Source organism: Synechococcus sp. BA-120 BA3, from assembly GCF_034931285.1.
Classification (GTDB): domain Bacteria; phylum Cyanobacteriota; class Cyanobacteriia; order PCC-6307; family Cyanobiaceae; genus Cyanobium.
Genome location: NZ_JAYGHZ010000268.1, coordinates 1 through 16,580 on the forward strand (window position 1 = coordinate 1; position 16,580 = coordinate 16,580).

The 16,580-nt window shown below is 63.3% G+C and carries 14 protein-coding genes and 1 pseudogene; 7 read left to right on the forward strand and 8 right to left on the reverse strand.

The features are described 5' to 3' along the window. Together VB737_RS10090 and VB737_RS10095 are read right to left on the reverse strand one after the other, a co-directional pair. On the reverse strand, nucleotides 1–1,796 hold a 1,796-nt coding region (locus VB737_RS10090), incomplete at its 3' end, for an NAD(P)-binding domain-containing protein (protein ID WP_500312682.1). A 201-nt stretch (nucleotides 1,797–1,997) separates the two neighbouring features. Next, nucleotides 1,998–2,786, reverse strand: a complete 789-nt coding sequence (locus tag VB737_RS10095) for a GNAT family N-acetyltransferase (RefSeq protein WP_500312683.1) — start codon at nucleotides 2,784–2,786, stop codon at nucleotides 1,998–2,000. 98 nt (nucleotides 2,787–2,884) lie between these two features. Between VB737_RS10095 and VB737_RS10100 the strand changes: the two genes are divergently transcribed. Beyond that, nucleotides 2,885–4,198 carry a hypothetical protein gene (locus VB737_RS10100; RefSeq protein WP_500312684.1) on the forward strand — a complete coding sequence of 438 codons (1,314 nt, stop codon included), beginning with the start codon at nucleotides 2,885–2,887 and terminating at the stop codon, nucleotides 4,196–4,198. Nucleotides 4,199–4,236: 38 nt separating this feature from the next. Here VB737_RS10100 and VB737_RS10105 read toward each other — a convergent pair whose 3' ends face one another. After that, nucleotides 4,237–4,677, reverse strand: coding sequence for a cupin domain-containing protein (locus tag VB737_RS10105; RefSeq protein WP_500312685.1), 441 nt, complete (start codon nucleotides 4,675–4,677; stop codon nucleotides 4,237–4,239). A 291-nt stretch (nucleotides 4,678–4,968) separates the two neighbouring features. Then, nucleotides 4,969–5,652 (reverse strand): PIG-L deacetylase family protein, encoded by a 684-nt coding sequence (locus VB737_RS10110; RefSeq protein ID WP_500312686.1) that lies wholly within the window; start codon nucleotides 5,650–5,652, stop codon nucleotides 4,969–4,971. Nucleotides 5,653–5,892: 240 nt separating this feature from the next. On the opposite strand from VB737_RS10110, the gene VB737_RS10115 reads away from it, so the two are divergent. The 4 genes from VB737_RS10115 (at nucleotide 5,893) to VB737_RS10130 (ending at nucleotide 8,909) form a co-directional block, all read left to right on the forward strand. Then, nucleotides 5,893–7,200: an amino acid permease gene (locus VB737_RS10115; protein ID WP_500312687.1), complete on the forward strand. Its 1,308-nt coding sequence runs from the start codon at nucleotides 5,893–5,895 to the stop codon at nucleotides 7,198–7,200. Between the two features lie 142 nt (nucleotides 7,201–7,342). Further along, nucleotides 7,343–8,302 (forward strand): methyltransferase domain-containing protein, encoded by a 960-nt coding sequence (locus tag VB737_RS10120; protein WP_500312688.1) that lies wholly within the window; start codon nucleotides 7,343–7,345, stop codon nucleotides 8,300–8,302. 17 nt (nucleotides 8,303–8,319) lie between these two features. Next, complete coding sequence (locus VB737_RS10125) at nucleotides 8,320–8,682, forward strand: hypothetical protein (protein WP_500312699.1); 363 nt, start codon at nucleotides 8,320–8,322, stop codon at nucleotides 8,680–8,682. Nucleotides 8,683–8,708: 26 nt separating this feature from the next. After that, the gene (locus VB737_RS10130) at nucleotides 8,709–8,909 is read left to right on the forward strand and encodes a pentapeptide repeat-containing protein (protein ID WP_500312695.1); all 201 of its coding nucleotides are present in this window, start codon (nucleotides 8,709–8,711) and stop codon (nucleotides 8,907–8,909) included. On the opposite strand, the gene VB737_RS10135 is transcribed toward VB737_RS10130, so the two are convergent. Next, nucleotides 8,875–9,375: a DUF4345 domain-containing protein gene (locus VB737_RS10135; RefSeq protein ID WP_500312689.1), complete on the reverse strand. Its 501-nt coding sequence runs from the start codon at nucleotides 9,373–9,375 to the stop codon at nucleotides 8,875–8,877. The genes VB737_RS10130 and VB737_RS10135 overlap by 35 nt on opposite strands. Nucleotides 9,376–10,915: 1,540 nt before the next feature. Here VB737_RS10135 and VB737_RS10140 point away from each other — a divergent pair. Then, nucleotides 10,916–11,521, forward strand: coding sequence for a chemotaxis protein CheB (locus VB737_RS10140; RefSeq protein WP_500312697.1), 606 nt, complete (start codon nucleotides 10,916–10,918; stop codon nucleotides 11,519–11,521). Here the strand turns inward: VB737_RS10140 and VB737_RS10145 are convergent. After that, nucleotides 11,520–12,083: pseudogene (locus tag VB737_RS10145) on the reverse strand (cytochrome P450 family protein); the annotation flags it as partial. The gene VB737_RS10140 and the pseudogene VB737_RS10145 overlap by 2 nt on opposite strands. A 287-nt stretch (nucleotides 12,084–12,370) precedes the next feature. On the opposite strand from VB737_RS10145, the gene cynS reads away from it, so the two are divergent. After that, entirely contained in the window at nucleotides 12,371–12,817 is a 447-nt protein-coding gene (cynS, locus tag VB737_RS10150) for a cyanase (RefSeq protein ID WP_500312690.1), read from the forward strand. A 424-nt stretch (nucleotides 12,818–13,241) separates the two neighbouring features. Here cynS and VB737_RS10155 read toward each other — a convergent pair whose 3' ends face one another. Next, nucleotides 13,242–14,621 carry an APC family permease gene (locus VB737_RS10155; RefSeq protein WP_500312692.1) on the reverse strand — a complete coding sequence of 460 codons (1,380 nt, stop codon included), beginning with the start codon at nucleotides 14,619–14,621 and terminating at the stop codon, nucleotides 13,242–13,244. After that, complete coding sequence (locus VB737_RS10160) at nucleotides 14,618–15,499, reverse strand: methyltransferase domain-containing protein (RefSeq protein WP_500312693.1); 882 nt, start codon at nucleotides 15,497–15,499, stop codon at nucleotides 14,618–14,620. Before VB737_RS10160 ends, VB737_RS10155 begins: the two co-directional genes overlap by 4 nt. Nucleotides 15,500–16,580 lie beyond the last annotated feature (1,081 nt).

Genomic DNA, 16,580 nt, shown 5'->3' on the forward strand with positions numbered 1-16,580 from the left:
GCATCCCGGGAGCTCTGCTCCAGAGGTGACAGCACCGCGGTCATGGCGCTGGGCCTGGTCAGTGGCTCGCAGAGGGGGGCCAGATTTCGTGTCGCATCTGGACCAGTTTTCGCTGTCGCCTGACACCAGAGGTTCTCCACCTGGGTGGGCTTCCACATGTTGCGCAGTTCTCCCTCCCAGGGACCGGGGTCCTTGGGGGTGTCCGATCCCAGCCCCCACACCTTGCCGAGGCGATCGGCCACCTCCGGTGAGATCAGCTCCGCCACGTAGCGGTTCATCGATCCAAAGCCGGTGGCGTAAACCACCAGATCCGCCTGCAGGGCACTGCCATCGCTGAGCACCGCCGTGGTCTCGGTGAGCCGCTCGATGGACACGCCGCTGCGCAGCCGGATGCGGCCATCGGCCACCAGCTCCGAGGCCCCGACATCGAGGTAATAGCCGGAACCGCGCCGTAGGAACTTCATGAACACGCCCGAGTCATCCGCGCCGAAATCGAGCTGAAAACCGGCCGTCTCCAGGCGGCTGTAGAGATCGGCATAATCGCGGCGCATGGCGTCGTAGATCGGCTTCTGCCACCGCGGCAGCAACCGGTAGGGGATCGACGCGGTCGTCATGTCCGATTGATCCGGCGTGATGCCCTTCTCCAGGGCCTGCTCGGAATAGGAACCGGCGAAGGCGTACTTCGCCAGCGCGGGCATCGGCGCCACCAGGGTGGAGCTGCGCTGCAGCATCGTGACTTCAGCGGCTCCGGCTTCCCAGAGGGCGGCGGCGATGTCGTGGGCGGAGTTGTTGGAGCCCACCACGATGCAGTGCTTGCCTTGATAGGCATCGGGTCCGGGATGGGCGCTGGAGTGGTGCTGATCGCCAGCGAAGCTCTCGGCACCGGGGATCTGCGGCACGGTCGGGTAGCCCGACACCCCCAGCGCCATCACCAGGTGGCGGGGCCTGAGCACCACCGGCTGGCCATCGCGCTCGGTCGTCACCTGCCAGCGGCCCTCCTGCGGATCGAAGTGGGCGCTGTGGGCCGGCGACCCACCCCAGACGTTGAGGCCCATCACGCTCACATAGGCCTCCATCCAGTCGGCCAGCTGATCCTTGGGGGTGTAGAGGGGCCAGCCCTCCGGGAAGGGCAGATAGGGAAAGTGGCAGTAGTGAACCGGGTCATGCAGGCAGAGGCTCTTGTAGCGCCGGCGCCAGTGATCGCCCGGGCGGGCCTGTTTCTCCAGCACCAGGGTGGGTACCTCCAGGTGCCGCAGGCGCGCCGCCAGCGTGAGCCCGGCCTGGCCGCCGCCGACGATCACCACATCGGGTTGCTGGCTGATGCCAAGCTCCTGCAGCTCCTGACGGCGCCGCTCCGCCCAGGAGAGCCGACCGGGATGCACGCCGTGCTCCGCCCCCACCGGCCGGCGTTCACGCACCCTCTCCCCGTGGCCCTTGAGTTCCTCCATGGCGGTGAGCACGGTCCAGGCGCGGCCCTCGCGCAGGCGCACATGGCCGCTGCAGATGGCGACACGGGTTTCAAAGCCGAACCAGGCCTCCACCACACCGTCGCGCTCGCTGGCCTCGCCGCGCAGGGAGAAGGCGCTGGGAGCCACATCCGCCAGGCGGGCGTCCAGCATCAAGGCGATGGCTTCCGGCCCCTCCTCCGTGCGCAGATTCCAGGTGAAGGCCACCAGATCGCGCCAGAAACAATCCGGACCGAACAGGGCCACCACGGCCTGGGGGTCGCCCTGAGCCAACGCCGCCGCGAACGACTCCAACCAGGCCTGGGCCGAAGCCGTGGGCGCTGACGTCATGGCCTGTGCATCAAAATGATCTGCCTAACTTGCAGGAAAGGGGGTCGGCTGGAGACTCTGCCGTCATGGTTTGCCACGGCAGCTCGCTCCGTTGTGCAGGGGTGAACAGGCGATGGCAACGCAACGATTGGCCAATCAACCGCGCAGGGAGCTCGTCAGCCTGAATCTCTCGGGAGCTGCGGATTCAGTATGGCCATGGCCTCACGATTGCGCCGGTTCCCAGAGCGGGAACGACGCCACGGGGAGATAACCCATCCGCCGGTAGAGGTCCAGCCCCTCCGGTGAGGCGTGGAGGACCGTCCTTTTGATGCCGGTGGCCAGACTCGCTTCGGCCAGGCTTCGTCGCATCACCAATTCGGCCAGCCCACGGCCGCGGTAGGGGCTCGCCGTCACTAACCAGGCCACGTACAGCGCCCCCGCGATCGCGATCGCAAAACCGGCGGAGGCGGGAATGCCGTCGATATAAGCCACATGGCCGAACAGGGGCTCTTGCCAGAGTCGCCCATGGCCGACCGCTCGGTGCCCCCATTCGAGCGGGACGTCGTAGACCGTCGCGTTCAGCTCCGCTATCGCCAATCGTGTGTCTTCGTCGTCAATCCTGCGCACCACCACATCAGGCAGGGGCCGCGTTGGGGGCAGGAGCTGATCTGCTGCCATGGCGATGGCCGTCATGGCACGGTTGAGGCCAAGGCCGGAAAGTACCTCCTCCGCGCTGGGGCCAAGCCATTCCTCGCTCGCACTCAGAAACCAGCCATGGCCAGATGGCCCGAAGTGGTTCAGTGCCGCTTCTGCCAACGCCTTCAGATCGGCGGGCGAGGCGACGGGTTCGTTGAGGAACACGCCGTTGGTGAACAGCCATGGCTGTCCGGAATCGACGATGCAGGCGCCCGGGAGAGCCAGGATGCGCCCGCTGGGACTGGATCGCCCCACAGCTGCCCAGGCTTCCCTGATCAGCAGCTGCGTTTCGGCAATGGCCGATGGGTCCGTCATCTGAACGCCTGCAGGCCTTGTTGGCCATGCTGGCAGGGGCCCTGACGGCTGTTCCTTGATGCATAGGATTCCAGCGATCGGGCCTGGGGCGAGGAGCGATGGCTGAGCTGCACGACCAGCTGGGAACCTTCCTGCGCGAGCGGCGAATTCAGCTCAACGTGGTTGCCTCCAGCCCCCGTCAGGGAGGCACGATGCTGCTGATCTGCCTGGGTTGCGCGGAGCTCTCCGAAGGACGTCAGGCCATCGGCCTGCTCAACGAACCGGGCAATCTGGGTGTGCTGCCAGGCTGCCGTCACAACCAGACGCCCAACCCTCGCAGCGAGGTCGACATGGACCGGCTGCTGCTGATCGGGGCCCAGTTGGCGCTGCTGCAGTGGCGCCTGCAGGAGCGGATGGTCGCGGGGGGCTGCGAAGACGGCTGGATCGAGTGGCACCGCGATCTGGCCAGACGCCAGGGCCTGCCCCGGATTCCCGGCGCCGATGGGCACTACGACCCCAGGGTCGATGCAACCCTGCTGGCCGATGTGGAGGCCCTGCAGGGGCGCCTCGACCGGGAGGCCGGCGACCGCCAGGCTGCGGCCCCAGTTCAACCGCCGTTGATCCTCACGATCAAGGAGCACACGTACAACCGCAATGAAGCCGAGTTTCTGCGGCTTCTGACCTTGGTGAAAGACAGCGGCGGCAGCCTGCTGTTCACCACCCGGCGACCCGACGACTGTTTTCACTCGTTTCTGCTGCGGCGAACCGTCCACTTCCTCAGCGCGGAGGGGAATGTCACCAACCAGGAAATCACTGATGTGGTGACACGTTTGCTGCTGCCCTCGGACCCCGCTGATACCGATCCCGGCGTGAGCATGCCGTTCCTTGAGCACTGCGCCACGGCTGGGTTCAGCGGCAGCGGCGATCGGATCGACCTGCAGCGTCTGCGCTCCTTCGTGGGCAAGTCCGCCGGTGACAGCATTGATTTGGCCGATCTGCGCAGGGCGGGCCAGCGGATCTGGGATCACGGCATGGACATCATGCAGATCAGCTATGCCAATACGGAGCGCTATGGGCGGCTGGCACAGGATTGTCTTCCAGAGGCCACCCATCTGGTGGATTTCGATGCTCTGCTCAGCGCACCAGACGCCACGCTCGGATCCCTGGCGCAGAAGATCCCCTGGATTCAGAGCATCCCGAGCAGCAACTGGGATCACAGCCGCTTGAGGACCTTTGTCAACGTTCCAGAGGCGTTCGTGTTGCCGGGCAGCGAGATCGAGCGCAATGTCTGGTTCAAGGACACACTTTCAGCCACCGGCATTCGGCCCCGGAAAGCCAGGGATTCCAGGCCGGAGAGTTTGCTGGACCTGGACCCGCAGGCCTGCGCCGGACTGCAGCACGCCTATCGGGCCCTGCTTCAGCACAGGGCCTAGATCAATGAGGGGCCCGCAGGCTCAAAGCGTTCGACTCTTCAGGGCGTTGACTCCTCGACGATGTCAACAACGAGGGCCCGAGCCGGCTGGCTGGTTTCATTGCGCCACCAGTGGGTGACACCCGTGGTTTCAAAGGCCGCTTCCCCCGCCTTCAGCACCACTGGGCTGTAGGACGGCCCCCGACGTTCCGTCAGGCGTCCCTCCAGCAGATAGGCCACCCCAGGCCGGCTGTCATGGCGGTGCAGGCCGATGTGGCCGCCGGGGGCGATGGTGATCTCCCGCAGGCGCAGCACCCGCCCCTTCAGGGCACTGAAATCTCCCCCCAGGGGCTGGCTGCCGAGGCTGCGCACCGCCAAGACACCAGCATTGCTGGTGGGGGCATCGACGACCCCGGTCGAAGGGCCTGTTACGCGCTCGGCCTCCGGCACCACCGCCAGGGGATGGGCCACGGCCGTGGCGACGCTGCTGGTGAAAGCCATGGCAGCCATCAGGGCCACAGGAAACCTTGTCAGGGCAGCGGCAGTCGGGGGCTTTGACATGGCTGTGATCAGGCGGGGTGAACACTTGGGGGCCTGGCCAGCATCATCGGCTGGAGCCCGGCGGCACGGTCCTGCTGCTGCCGTTCGGATCAGCGGCGAGGCTCAGCTGCCGAAGGAGTGGCCGCGCTGGTCCCAGCAAGTCACGCAGCCTGAAGAGCCAGCCATGGGAGCGTCAATTCTGGGGGCGCCCAGCCAAGGCCATCGGGGATGGTGGGCAATCAAGCGCCCGTGTCAAGCGAGTCCTTCAGACAGGCCCAGGGAGGTGCGCAGCACTTCGAAAACCTCGGCGTAAGTGCTGGAGAAGCTCATCACCCCGCGGTAGCGGGCCAGGCCGAGGGAGGCTTCGTCATAGTGCGTCGCCTCTATCTGAGACTGATGGCAGCGGAGGGCGGCCAGCTTCCGCTCCACGGTGGTGGTGATGTCCACCGAGAGCTGAAAGGTGTTGAGGGGATGCCAAACCTCATAACCGAGAATGGTGCCGGCCAGATGCGGCTCGCCGATGGATTCCTGGTACCAGGGGCCGGCGGCACCGGCCACGGCGCTCATCACCAGCTCATGGATCAAACGGTGATCAGGAAACTGGTCACTGCTCGCATGCACAAACAGGATGGCCGGCCGCACCTCCCGGATGAGATTGATCACGGCGATCTTGTGATCCCGCGAATACTGCGTCAGCCCATCAGGAGCGCGCAGGAAATGAACACGCTCGGCCCCCAGCACCTCAGCAGCCCGAAGTGCTTCCTGCTCACGGGTGGCAGCCAGCGTTGCCCGATCAATCGTGCTGCTGCCGGCTTCTCCTGAGGTCACGCACACATGGACAGCACTCCAGCCCTTCTCAATCAACTTGCGCACGGTGCCGCCGCAACCGAACTCAATGTCGTCGGGATGGGCACCAAAGGCGAGGATGGCCGCCATGGGCGAAATCGCTGCAACACAAGGTCTGATTGTACCGATCTCTGAAGATGGCCGAAGTCTCGGGAGGCCTCAAACCATCAAAAACAAGCCCTCCACAAGCCATGGCTCCAGGGACAGTTGAGGGCTGAATGACCTGGCGGGAAAACAAAGCCAGGGACCAGATCAGGCGCGTGTCCGTTCGTCATCCGTCGACAAGGGTTCGGCGGGACCCATAGTCGGTGCGTCTTCGATCCTTGCTCCATGGCCGAGCTCAACCGCTCGATCACGCCCCTGATGCTTTGGGCGATGGGGGTGGGCTGTGCCTTCGCCGGGTTGTTTTTCGGCTGGAATCTGGGTTTGGCCAGGGGGGGCACATTGGGCCTTGGCCTGGCCCTGGTGGTGGTGTCGCTTCTCTACCTGACCTTCACCTTGAGCTATGCCGAGCTTTCCTGCGCGATCCCGCGGGCGGGCGGGGTGATGTCCTACGCCGACCGCGCCCTCGGCAGGAGCTGGGGCTTCTGCGCCGGCATGGATCAGAATGTGGAGTTTATTTTTGCACCACCGGCGATCGCCTTCGCCATCGGTGACTACCTTCATCTGTTTGCCCCAAGGCTACCGCTGCTCTCCATTGCCTTTGCCACTTATATCATATTTACGTGGTTAAATATCCGTGGCGTCAAGGCTGCCGCCACGGCTGAGCTTATTGTCACTGCGGTCGCAGTGACATCACTCATTGTCTTCTGCTTTGTATCACTGCCGCACCTGCAGCTGGAAAACCTGACAAGAGAGGCCTTGCCCAATGGCTGGCAGGGAGCTGTGGCTGCCATTCCATTCGCCGTTTGGTGCTTCCTGGGGATCGAAGCCATTGCGAATATGGCAGAAGAAACAGTGAATCCGCAGCGCACATTGCCAATAGTCTTTATTGCTGCATCTCTCACGCTGGCCGTGCTGGCCCTGCTGACGTTCATTGGAGCCACTGGGGTGGATGGTTGGCAGACAATTGTGTTCAAACTTGATGGAAGTGTTTCGGACTCTCCTCTACCGATGGCCCTTGCCAAGGTGATGGGCACCCACCATCCCCTCTACCAATTGCTCTACGTGGCCGGATTGTTCGGCTTGGTTGGCTCCTTTCACGGGCTGATCCTGGCCTCGGGTCGATCCACACTTGAGTTTGGACGAATGCGCCACGCACCGGCAGTTCTTGGCAAGCTTGATCCGCGTCACCAAACACCTGCCAACGCCCTCAAGCTCAACTGCGCCATTGGCTTGCTGGCCCTTGCCTCTGGACGCACAAGTGATTTGATCCTGCTCTCAGTTTTTGGAGCGCTAACCCTGTACACCTTAGCGATGATTTCGCTGTTGATTCTCAGGGTCAAGGAACCATCCCTGCCGCGCCCGTTCCTCACCCCTTGCTATCCCTTCTTCCCATGGATTGCCCTGGTGCTCTCGCTGATGACGTTCCTCGCCATTCTGATTAGCCATCGAACGTTGGGATGTTTGTACCTGGCATTGATGGGCGTCAGTTTCGTGATTCACCGAAGGACAGCATCCTTGACGGCCCCGTTGTAGGCGAGCATTCAGCCCCTCCGGTGAGCAGAAGCGGATGCACGGGCGTGCACAAGAAGGGCCTCGCGGATTGCCATCCGGTTAAGGGAGGCGTTGCGGCAGCGGGCAGCGGCCATGGAGGATGGCCGGTGCGCCCTGGGGGCGGATGGATCGCAAGGTCCGAGCCCCACCCAAGCTGATGCCCGGCCCAGCGACTCGCGGCGACGGCCGCCTCCCCCTGCAGACCATCCTGTCCATCAAGCGTCCCAGCATGCCAGCCCCCGCCCTCCCCTATTTCGACCAGGTTCTGCAGCGGCTTGAGGCGGGTGACCCCCAACTGGAGCGCTGCTTTGGCAACCATGTGCACTGGGGTTACTGGAAAGATCCGCACCGCTCCGAGCTGGCTGCCATGGAAGAATTCCCGCAGGCCGCAGAAGCCCTGACCCGATTGATGCTTGATCAGGCCCATCTCCAGGCCGGCGAGAGTGTGCTCGATGTCGGTTGTGGCTTCGGCGGAACCATCAACAGCCTCAACCAACACTGGGATGGCCTTGCCCTGACGGGTCTCAATCTTGATGCCCGCCAGATCGAACGGGCCCGCCAGTTCGTGCAACCCCGAGCCGCCAACACGATTGACTGGATTGTGGCTGACGCCTGTGCGCTCCCCCTGCCCGCCGACAGCCTGGACGTGGTGCTGGCTGTGGAATGCATCTTTCATTTCCCAAGCAGGCAAGCCTTTCTGCAGGAAGCACAGCGGGTGCTGCGCCCTGGAGGGCGCCTGGTGCTGAGTGATTTTGTCCCCTGCCGTCCACTGGCGATCCTGCTGCGTGTGCTGCAGAGCCTGCGCGGTGCTCCCTTCAACAACGGCACCTACGGACCGGTCGATTGCCGCTGGGATCAACGCCGGTATGCCAGCCAAGCCAAGCGCCATGGCCTCGAGCTCCGCAGCGATCTGGACATCACGCTCCATACCCTGCCCACCTATGCGGTGGTGCGCAAACTGTTCGGGGCGATGGGTGCGGCGAGTGCGGTGCAAGACACAGCCCGAATCGAGCAGCTGAGCCGCTGGGGCTGGATTCGCTACCGGATTCTCACGTTCAGCAAACCGATTGCAGCGGGTCCATGAACCTGCACCGGTCTGATATGCCATCAGACCAAGAAAAGTTTTTTTGGGATGGTCTCGAAGGTGATGTCGCCCATGGCCAACGGCAGATCAGCACCCGCAGCGTCAACCCGGGTCCCCGGCCCCAACGGTACAAGCGTTGGGCCGAGATCCAGCGGGAGCAACGGCAGCAGCCCTTCTACCGGCTGCTGGATCGATCCTTCGGCTTCCGGTTGCTGCTGGCCGCAGCGGCGGCCTTCGCCCTACTGATCGCGGCGAACCGCTGGGAGCACTGCCGGCTGAACGACTTCGAATCGAGCTGCCTGCAAAACGGTGCCGGTGGCATCCTCAACGTCGGCAACGTGGAATCGTTGAGCATCGCAACAGCGCCCTGGAGCTGCTGAGCGGAGGAGGACTCTGGCTTGATGGGCTGGATTTGAATGGCACCAACCTGATCCACTGCGACCTGCGGGGTGCCGACCTCCGTGGTGCTTGCACGGATGGTGTTCAGCTGGCTGGCCACAGACGGGAGATCCTGCAGCAGTTCAGACCTGATGCCGGCTATTCACAACGGAGTATGGCGAACATTCGGTGGCTCAAGACTGAGCATCGAATCTCCGCAAACAGATGACACCCCAGGCGGCAAAGACGATCTCAGCAACGGCATAGGCGATCAGCATGGGGCTTGGCCAACCTTCCAATGAAATTCCCAGGAGCCTGCCAGCCGCCAAGCCTGACATGAATACAATGGCACTGATTAGGGCTGCACGCATCAGCGGGCCTCCCCGTATAGCGCCAAGGACCCAGAGGACGATCGTGGCAAGGTAAAGCCCCATGATGGCCCGAAAGATATGAACAAGGTTTCCGTCGAGGGGTTGCAGTTGCAGGAGCCCTGGCAAGATCAGATTGGGGGCGATGCCATAGCTCAGCGAAATGGGCAGCAGACCAGCTGCAGAAAAGAAGAGATAGAAGCGGCACAATTTCATCGACGAGTCAAGGGGAAAGGCTGCAGATCCAAGCCACTTTCTTGTCCTGGGGTCCACGCCCTTGATAGGCCTGCCAGCTGCCATCGGAACCCTGACGTTCCAGTCGACCATCCGCGCAAAGGGCGCGCATCGACAACTCGCGCACCCTCCAGCCTGTCTCAACGCCACCTCTGCGAACAAGTACGGCCCCCTGGAACTGAACCGCTTGGCCTTGCCGTACCGCGTCAGCCAGATATTCGGCTGCATCAAGATCTGGGCTGGTCATTCCTTCCACAAAGATCCATCGCGCAGTCGACAATTGTCCTGCGGAGTGAAGCCCCCCTCTCGTCTGCTTCCAGAAATCAGATTCCACAGCAGGCTTGAATGAATTCGACCAGGCCGCTGGCGGCAAGACTGCCAAGGCAAGCAGAAGTCCAATACCGACACCCGTTCTGGTCATACTTGGGTTGATTGGATGCTCACTCTGTAAAGGGTATCACTTCTGATTGGCCAGGGCGTCACCAGCCAAAGCCGGAAGAACGATGCTGACACCCTCCGATGGCGATTGACAGCCGACGTCGTGACGTGGCCAGTTGCTCTGCATTCAGAGAAAGCGGTCGCGGGATTACACAAGCGGGTGCTATCTCTGACAACGAGATGGATAATGAACGAAGCCCGCCATGGCTGGCAGGCCAGGTACAAAAGAACTGCTTTCAGAGAGGGGCATGTGGTAGTGATGCAACGGACACTGAGCTGTTGCCAGAGTTGACTGACGCGACCCCGTTCATGGGCTGAGTACCCCCGCGCCAATCAGCCTCCGATCGTTCCTCATCGAGGGGCAGTCTGATCCGCCGTGGGAGATCGCATCCCTGGGAGATCCGGCAACAGTGCTGCCATCAAGGCGATGGGCGATGGCCCCGGGTGCAAGGCCCTAGCCGGAGGCTGCCGCTTGCGATAGCCCGCCCTCGATCGCTTTCAGAACGCAAGTCACACCAGGAAGTCGCTCCCAAGCATGCAGTGCCGCCGATCCAGTTGACGCCATGGAGGATGAAATCGACGTGCATGGGCTCGTCCTCGGTGGCAAGATGATCGACAGCTCGCCACGCCCATCCCATTCGGCTCCCTCACAACGCTTGCTATCGCAGGGGCATCGGGCTGCTGATCAGCCTCGGTTTGCTGTTGCCGTTACTGGGTTGTCTTCACCCGCCCTCACCCTCTCCGCGGGAGAGCGGGAGAACCCGCGCGACCGACAGCCGTAGCAAACACACCACCCAGACCCAGCGCTCTCGTCAATTCCTGCGCAAGCACAGATGATTCAACGATGAACTGATCTGGCCGAATTGGATGAAGGCCCATGGCTCATCAGATCGATGTGCCCCCTCTCCTCACACGGGGCTCTCACCGTAGGTGAGGTGACCCCCTTTGTCGGTCCAGGTCGAATGAGAGGGGTGGATGATTATGCATAACTGGCTCAACTCCTTCGTGGGGATTTCGAGGTTCACAACGGGATTCATAATCCCCTGGGAAAACTGCACCGACTCAGGGCCATGGAGGCGGCTACGGCCGAGTAGGCTTCGTGGAGGCCAATGAGGGGAGTTGGTAGTTGAACAGCGCCACGGAAGGCGATGGGGGCGCCGGCTCGACTGTGAGCGCCATCTCGCGGGTGGTCGGTGTGGGGGCTTCGGCCGGTGGGCTGGAAGCCCTGCAGGAGTTCCTCTGCTCATTGACGCCTGATGGTTCCGCGATCATCGTTGCCCAGCATCTGGCACCGGATCACCCCACGTTGCTCGTCGAACTGTTGTCCCGTGCGACACGGTTCGAGGTCGAGGAGGCTGTTGACGGGAGTCCGCTCCGTACAAACAGCGTGACCGTGGTGCCGCCCAATCATGATCTGACCCTCGTCGGCGATCGGCTGGCCCTTGTGGAGGCTGCGGAGCGAGTGGGTCCCAGCCCGAGCATCGACCTGTTGTTCGAGTCACTAGCGCAGAGCTGGGGGGCACGCGCCGTGGGCGTCGTCCTGTCGGGGACGGGATCGGACGGCGCCCGTGGCCTGCGTGCCATCCGGGCTGCAGGGGGTCTGACGATGGTGCAGTCGCCGGAGTCGGCTCGCTTCGACGGGATGCCTCGCGCAGCACTCGCCCTGGGCAACCCTGACGTGGTGGCCGACGCGGGAGAGCTCGGTCTCAGACTGGCCGCGATCCCGATCTCCGTGGGCGAGGGAACGCGAATCTGCCTGCGGTCGAGGGTGGCGTCATCACCCGGGTGGTGGCGCAGCTGAGGCGCTGCAGCAGGCGCTGTCGGGCCTGACGGGCACGGGCGAAGGGACTGCCCGGCAGGGCGAGCGGCAAGGAGAACAGGCCCCGGCACCAGATCTCGAAATCCTCGAACAGGGCGTCGCGGTCAGCGCCATCGAGTCCGAGAACCGTGGGGGCGATCACAGCAAAGGCGAAGCGCCGCAACCGGGGAACCAGGGCCACGGGCGCTGGCGCCGCCAGCAGCTCCTGGTTGAGGCCCTCCACCAGCGCCACGATCGCCGGGCTGTAGCGCCTCAGGGCGGCGGAGGCGAACAGCTGGCCCACCACCCGACGGCGCGCCTTGTGGTCGGGACCGTTGCGGTTGGCCAGCGACAGCGGCCCCAGCAGCTGCCTGACACTGTCCGGCCACCAGCCCTCGACCGCCTCACCCTGGGCGAACAGGTCGGCGATGGCCTGTCCACCACGGAGGAACACGGTGCGCTGCCCCAGCAGGCTGGTTTCGTAGACATCGCCGTAGCGCTCGAAACGGGAGCGGGCGAAATCCGGGTCGCGGAAGAAGGCGAGGGTTTCGAGCACGCCGCTCACCGCGGCTGTGCTGGGAACGGGCCGCAGGGTGGCGGAATCGGGGAGCAAGCAGCGTCGTCCGGGGGGTCTCCACGCTGGCAGCCGGCTGATCGCGGTGCGAGGCCACTGGCGACAAGCTCCACGGCCTGCCGCAGCGGGGCTCCATGGGTCGTCGACGGTGAACACACCCGTTGAACCCAGGCCTGCTGAAGAAGAACGGCACCTGAAATGACCGGTGGGAATGCACGGTTAGCCTCTTTCGGGCCCCCACCGCTTGGCCCCTCCATTCCGCCCAGCAGCAACGCGCCATGAGCCCACTGACCCCTCTCAGCCAAACCCTGCTGAGCGCCAAGCGCCGCAAGGGCGTCAGCTTCGCCGAGCTGGAAACACTTCTCCAACGCGATGAGGTCTGGATTGCCAGCTTGCTGTACGGACAGGCCACGGCCTCTCCGGAGGAGGCAGAGACACTGCTGGCGGCCCTGGATCTGGATCCGAACCTGGCCAAGGAGCTGACAATTCCCCCCGTGAAGGGCTGCCTGGATCCAGAAGTTCCGACCGATCCACTGATTTATCGATTCTACGAAATCATGCAAGTGTATGGTCTTCCGTTGAAAGATGTGATCCAGGAAAAGTTCGGTGATGGCATCATGAGTGCCATCGACTTCACCATGGAGGTGGACAAGGTGGAGGATCCAGCCGGCAACATGGTCAAAGTCACCATGTGCGGAAAGTTTCTGCCCTACAAGAAGTGGTGATCAGCCCCTCGCTGCTGCGGCTTCCACACCGTCGCAGGCGGGGCATCGCACCGATGGGCTGGCAGTCTCGCCAGCACCATCACCCGACATCCCACCCATTCCCAGGCAGAACGGGTGACAGATCTGCATCCTTATCTGGCCGCAAAGCTGGGCAAGGTCTGGCTGATCAGTGGTGGTCGGCGGGCTGGTATTTCCACCGCAGCAGGGATCCACGGACCTGAACCGGTGGTGTTCACCCCCACGCTCACGGCACCAGCGACAGACGATGCGGTGCGCTATCGCACGTTGGTGCCGGCACTCGGCCCCTGGTTCCGGATCCTCAGAACAGCGGATCCCAGACCTGGAAGCAAGCCGGTCATGGGATCGTGCGCTGCCCCTGGGGGGGCGGCCGTCGCGCGTCGTCAGGTCTCTATCGGGTCTCTGGTCAGCCCTCAATTCCAGAGAGGCATTGCTGCAGCTTGCGTTGCCGCCAGCACAGTCCCACAAGGGCCGCAACACCAGAGAGCAGAACAAGCAGTGAAATGAAGGCCGACTCATTGGCAGCGGCATGCTGGAAGCTGGAAACGGCGAGATAGAGACAAGCCACAGCGAACAGAAGCGGAAACAATGGAAACAGCGGCGTTCGGAAGGTGCTCACGATCTCGGCACCGGCGCGCCGACGCAGGATGATCAACGAAAGGGAGATCAGGGTGAGGAAGGCCCAGAAGAGGGGCGCTGTGTACTCCACGATGGCGGTGAAGCCATCGGGTTGAACGGCGGCAATGGCGATCAGGGCTGTGCTGATCAAGCTCTGCACCAGAAAACTGCGGGTGGGAAGACTGCGCTGTCTCTGCCAGCCACCCAGAATCCCCAGGGCTTGCCAGTCCTGGCTCAGGGCGTGATTCGCCCTGGCGCCCGTCACCATCGTGGCGTTGATGCTGGTGAGGGCGGCCGCTCCGATCAGCATCACCACGGCCAGTTCCGCCCACCGGCCAAAGGATTGACCCAGGACATCCACCGCGGCCGCGGAACTCTGGGCCAGCCCCGTGAGGCCCAACGCCGACAGCAGCGAAAGGTTGAACACCAGATAGATGGCCGTGATCAGCACCAGGCTCAGCAGCAGCACGCTGGTGGCGGCGCGATGGCCCCCCTTCACTTCAGAGGAGATGGTGGCCGCCTCGTTCCAGCCGCCGAAGGTCAGCAGCACAAACACCAGAGCGGTGCCCAGGCTGCCGGGACGGGGCGTGCTCTGGAAGGCCGTCGCGTGTGCGGCACTGAGGTGGACGTTGCTGGCGAACCCCACCACCGAGATGATCAGCAACCCAGCCAGGATCAGCACCACGAGGGGTTTCTGAACGCTGGTGGCGACGTGCAAACCGAGCAGATTGGAGGCGGTCAGCACGACCACTACCACGAGCGCCCACAGGCCTTCGGATCGTGAGCCCAAAGGCAGCACCCGGCTGATGGTGTCACTGAACACGAAGGCCAGCAGAGCGATTGAGCCGGGATTGATCACGGTTGCCTTGGTCCAGGCATAGAGGAACGACAGCTTGCGGCCGTAGGCGAGGGTGAGGAAGTGGTACTCACCGCCGATGTGAGGATGGGCGGCGCTGAGCTCGGCATAACAGAGGGCTCCGGTGAAGCTCACCACTGCGCCCACAACCCAGGCCGTGATCAGCCAACCGGGATCCTGGGTGAATTGCGCCACCAGACTGGGGGTCTTGAAGATCCCGGCGCCGATCACCAGGCCCACGATCAGGCACACAGCTTCCCACTGCTGGATCACCCTGGCGGGTTGGGTGTCGGCTGCTGTTGATCGACTCATGGCGCCTGGCCGATGATCCGACGACCTGCCATCGGCCGTTCCACCCCCTGATCGTTGAGCGTTCCCGTCAGTGCCCCAGCGCGCACCGTGCCCTGGAACGTGCCGCGGGCTTGATCGCCACGGTCTGTTCTGGTGCCGTAGGTGAAGGCGATGGCTTCACCCCGCATCCGCCCGGAGAGGATGCTCAGGCTCTCGCCGTTGAGCAGCAGACGGCCGCTGAGCATCTGGAACGTCTGCTGAATATCCAACTCAGCCGCAGGCTTCCGATCAGGATCGCCGAGCTGCCAACGACCCTCCACCTGGGCTGGAACCACCCAGAAGTAGCCCCTGCCGCCGGGAACTTCGATGGTGGTATCAGCTGACCAGGTGCCCATGTTGAAGGTATTCGACACGACACGAGTACCTGGACGCATGGCCAGGATGATGGGCTTGAGCTTCAAGTTGAGCTCGGGCAGCAGATAAAGCGTCACCACGGTGGCAGCGCGGAAATCCTCCTTGAAGATGTCGCCTTGGATGAACGTCACCTTGTCGCTGACTGCAGCCCGAATGGCATTGCGCTTGGCCAGCAGAACCAGATCCGGATTGTATTCAATCCCAACACCTTTGATGCCATAGCGCTGGGCCGCAGCGATCACGATCTTGCCGTCGCCAGAGCCAAGGTCATAGAGAATGTCGCTGGGTTGGATCTTCACGACATCCAGCATGGCTTGCATGAGGACATCGGGTGTGGGCACCCAGATCACGTCCTTGCCTTCCTGGCCAACGCTTGGTTCGTACAGCGCATCGCCATGAATCTGCCGGAAGTAATCGGCCCCGAAAACTGCGAGTGGCATCAGCCAGACCAGCAGGGCTGTTGCCACCGTGGCGGTGGCTCTCATCCTCGCAGCAGGGCGGCTTGGTCGCTGGCCTGAACCCCAGGATCCGAGCGGCTGTCTGACGCGATGGGCCATCGGGAGGATCGCCTGAACCAAAGACGACAAGATTATCCTGGCTGCCCCACCCCAGTGAGTCCGTGTGTTCCAAAGCACCCCGCCACTCCCTTTCTGGCAACGGGAGGAGTGCCTTTAGGGAGATGCACCAAGACCAGCTGACGGGAATGCACAGCTAATGATTCATCATCCCATTGAAGTATTCCGGATGTAATCGTCGAAAGGCCCATCTCTTGAAGACGTTGCAGCTCTGCTGGGGTGACCTTCCCCTCCGCCCACGCACGCGTCTTGAATGGTTTCATCTCATTCTGGGAAATCACACCATCTGACACTGCGCGCACCAGGACGGCCGTCAGCTGCTTGAGATCGTGAAGCTCTTCTGAAGTGGGGGATCGCCGCCGCTTCCCGCATGGCCGCCACCAGCACCGCCGGGCCGCGACCTGGAGGCCTCACGATCGCCGTGGCGTCTGCGGCTGTCACTGCCGTCGCACGGCCAGCACTCGCCGCCGGCTTCAGGCCAGGGAAGGTGCCCATGGGTTGCTGACGGGAGGAGACACGGATCCGATCGACCCCGAGAGCGCGGGCGCCACGTCAGTCCGTGCTGTCAAGGTGCCGCGGTGCCATCACGACAGCAAGAGCGGGAGACGACGGTGCGGATGACGAGGGCTCGGGGGTTGCGGCAACGCAGCACGGTGCCATGGGTTGAGCGATGGATGGGGGAACGACCTACTGAACTCGGGGCAGCCCCCCACTGATTCACGGCCACCCCGGGTTTACGACGGAGGACGAAAGGTCTCTCCTGTCGTACGCGGTCGTGCCAGTCCCTGAAAAGTCAATCGGGGCGACAGGATTCGAACCCGCGACCTGGTGCTCCCGAAGGGGCGGTAGGCCTTGGTGCAGCTGGTGTCAAGCGACATCCGGAATTGGTCCTCCGGCGACATGAAATCTGGCCCACCCTGTGAGGCTGTAGCCCCGGCTTGTTGACGCCGTAGCCGGCGCCGGTTGGTCTTGCTCATCAGTCCATTGGGAT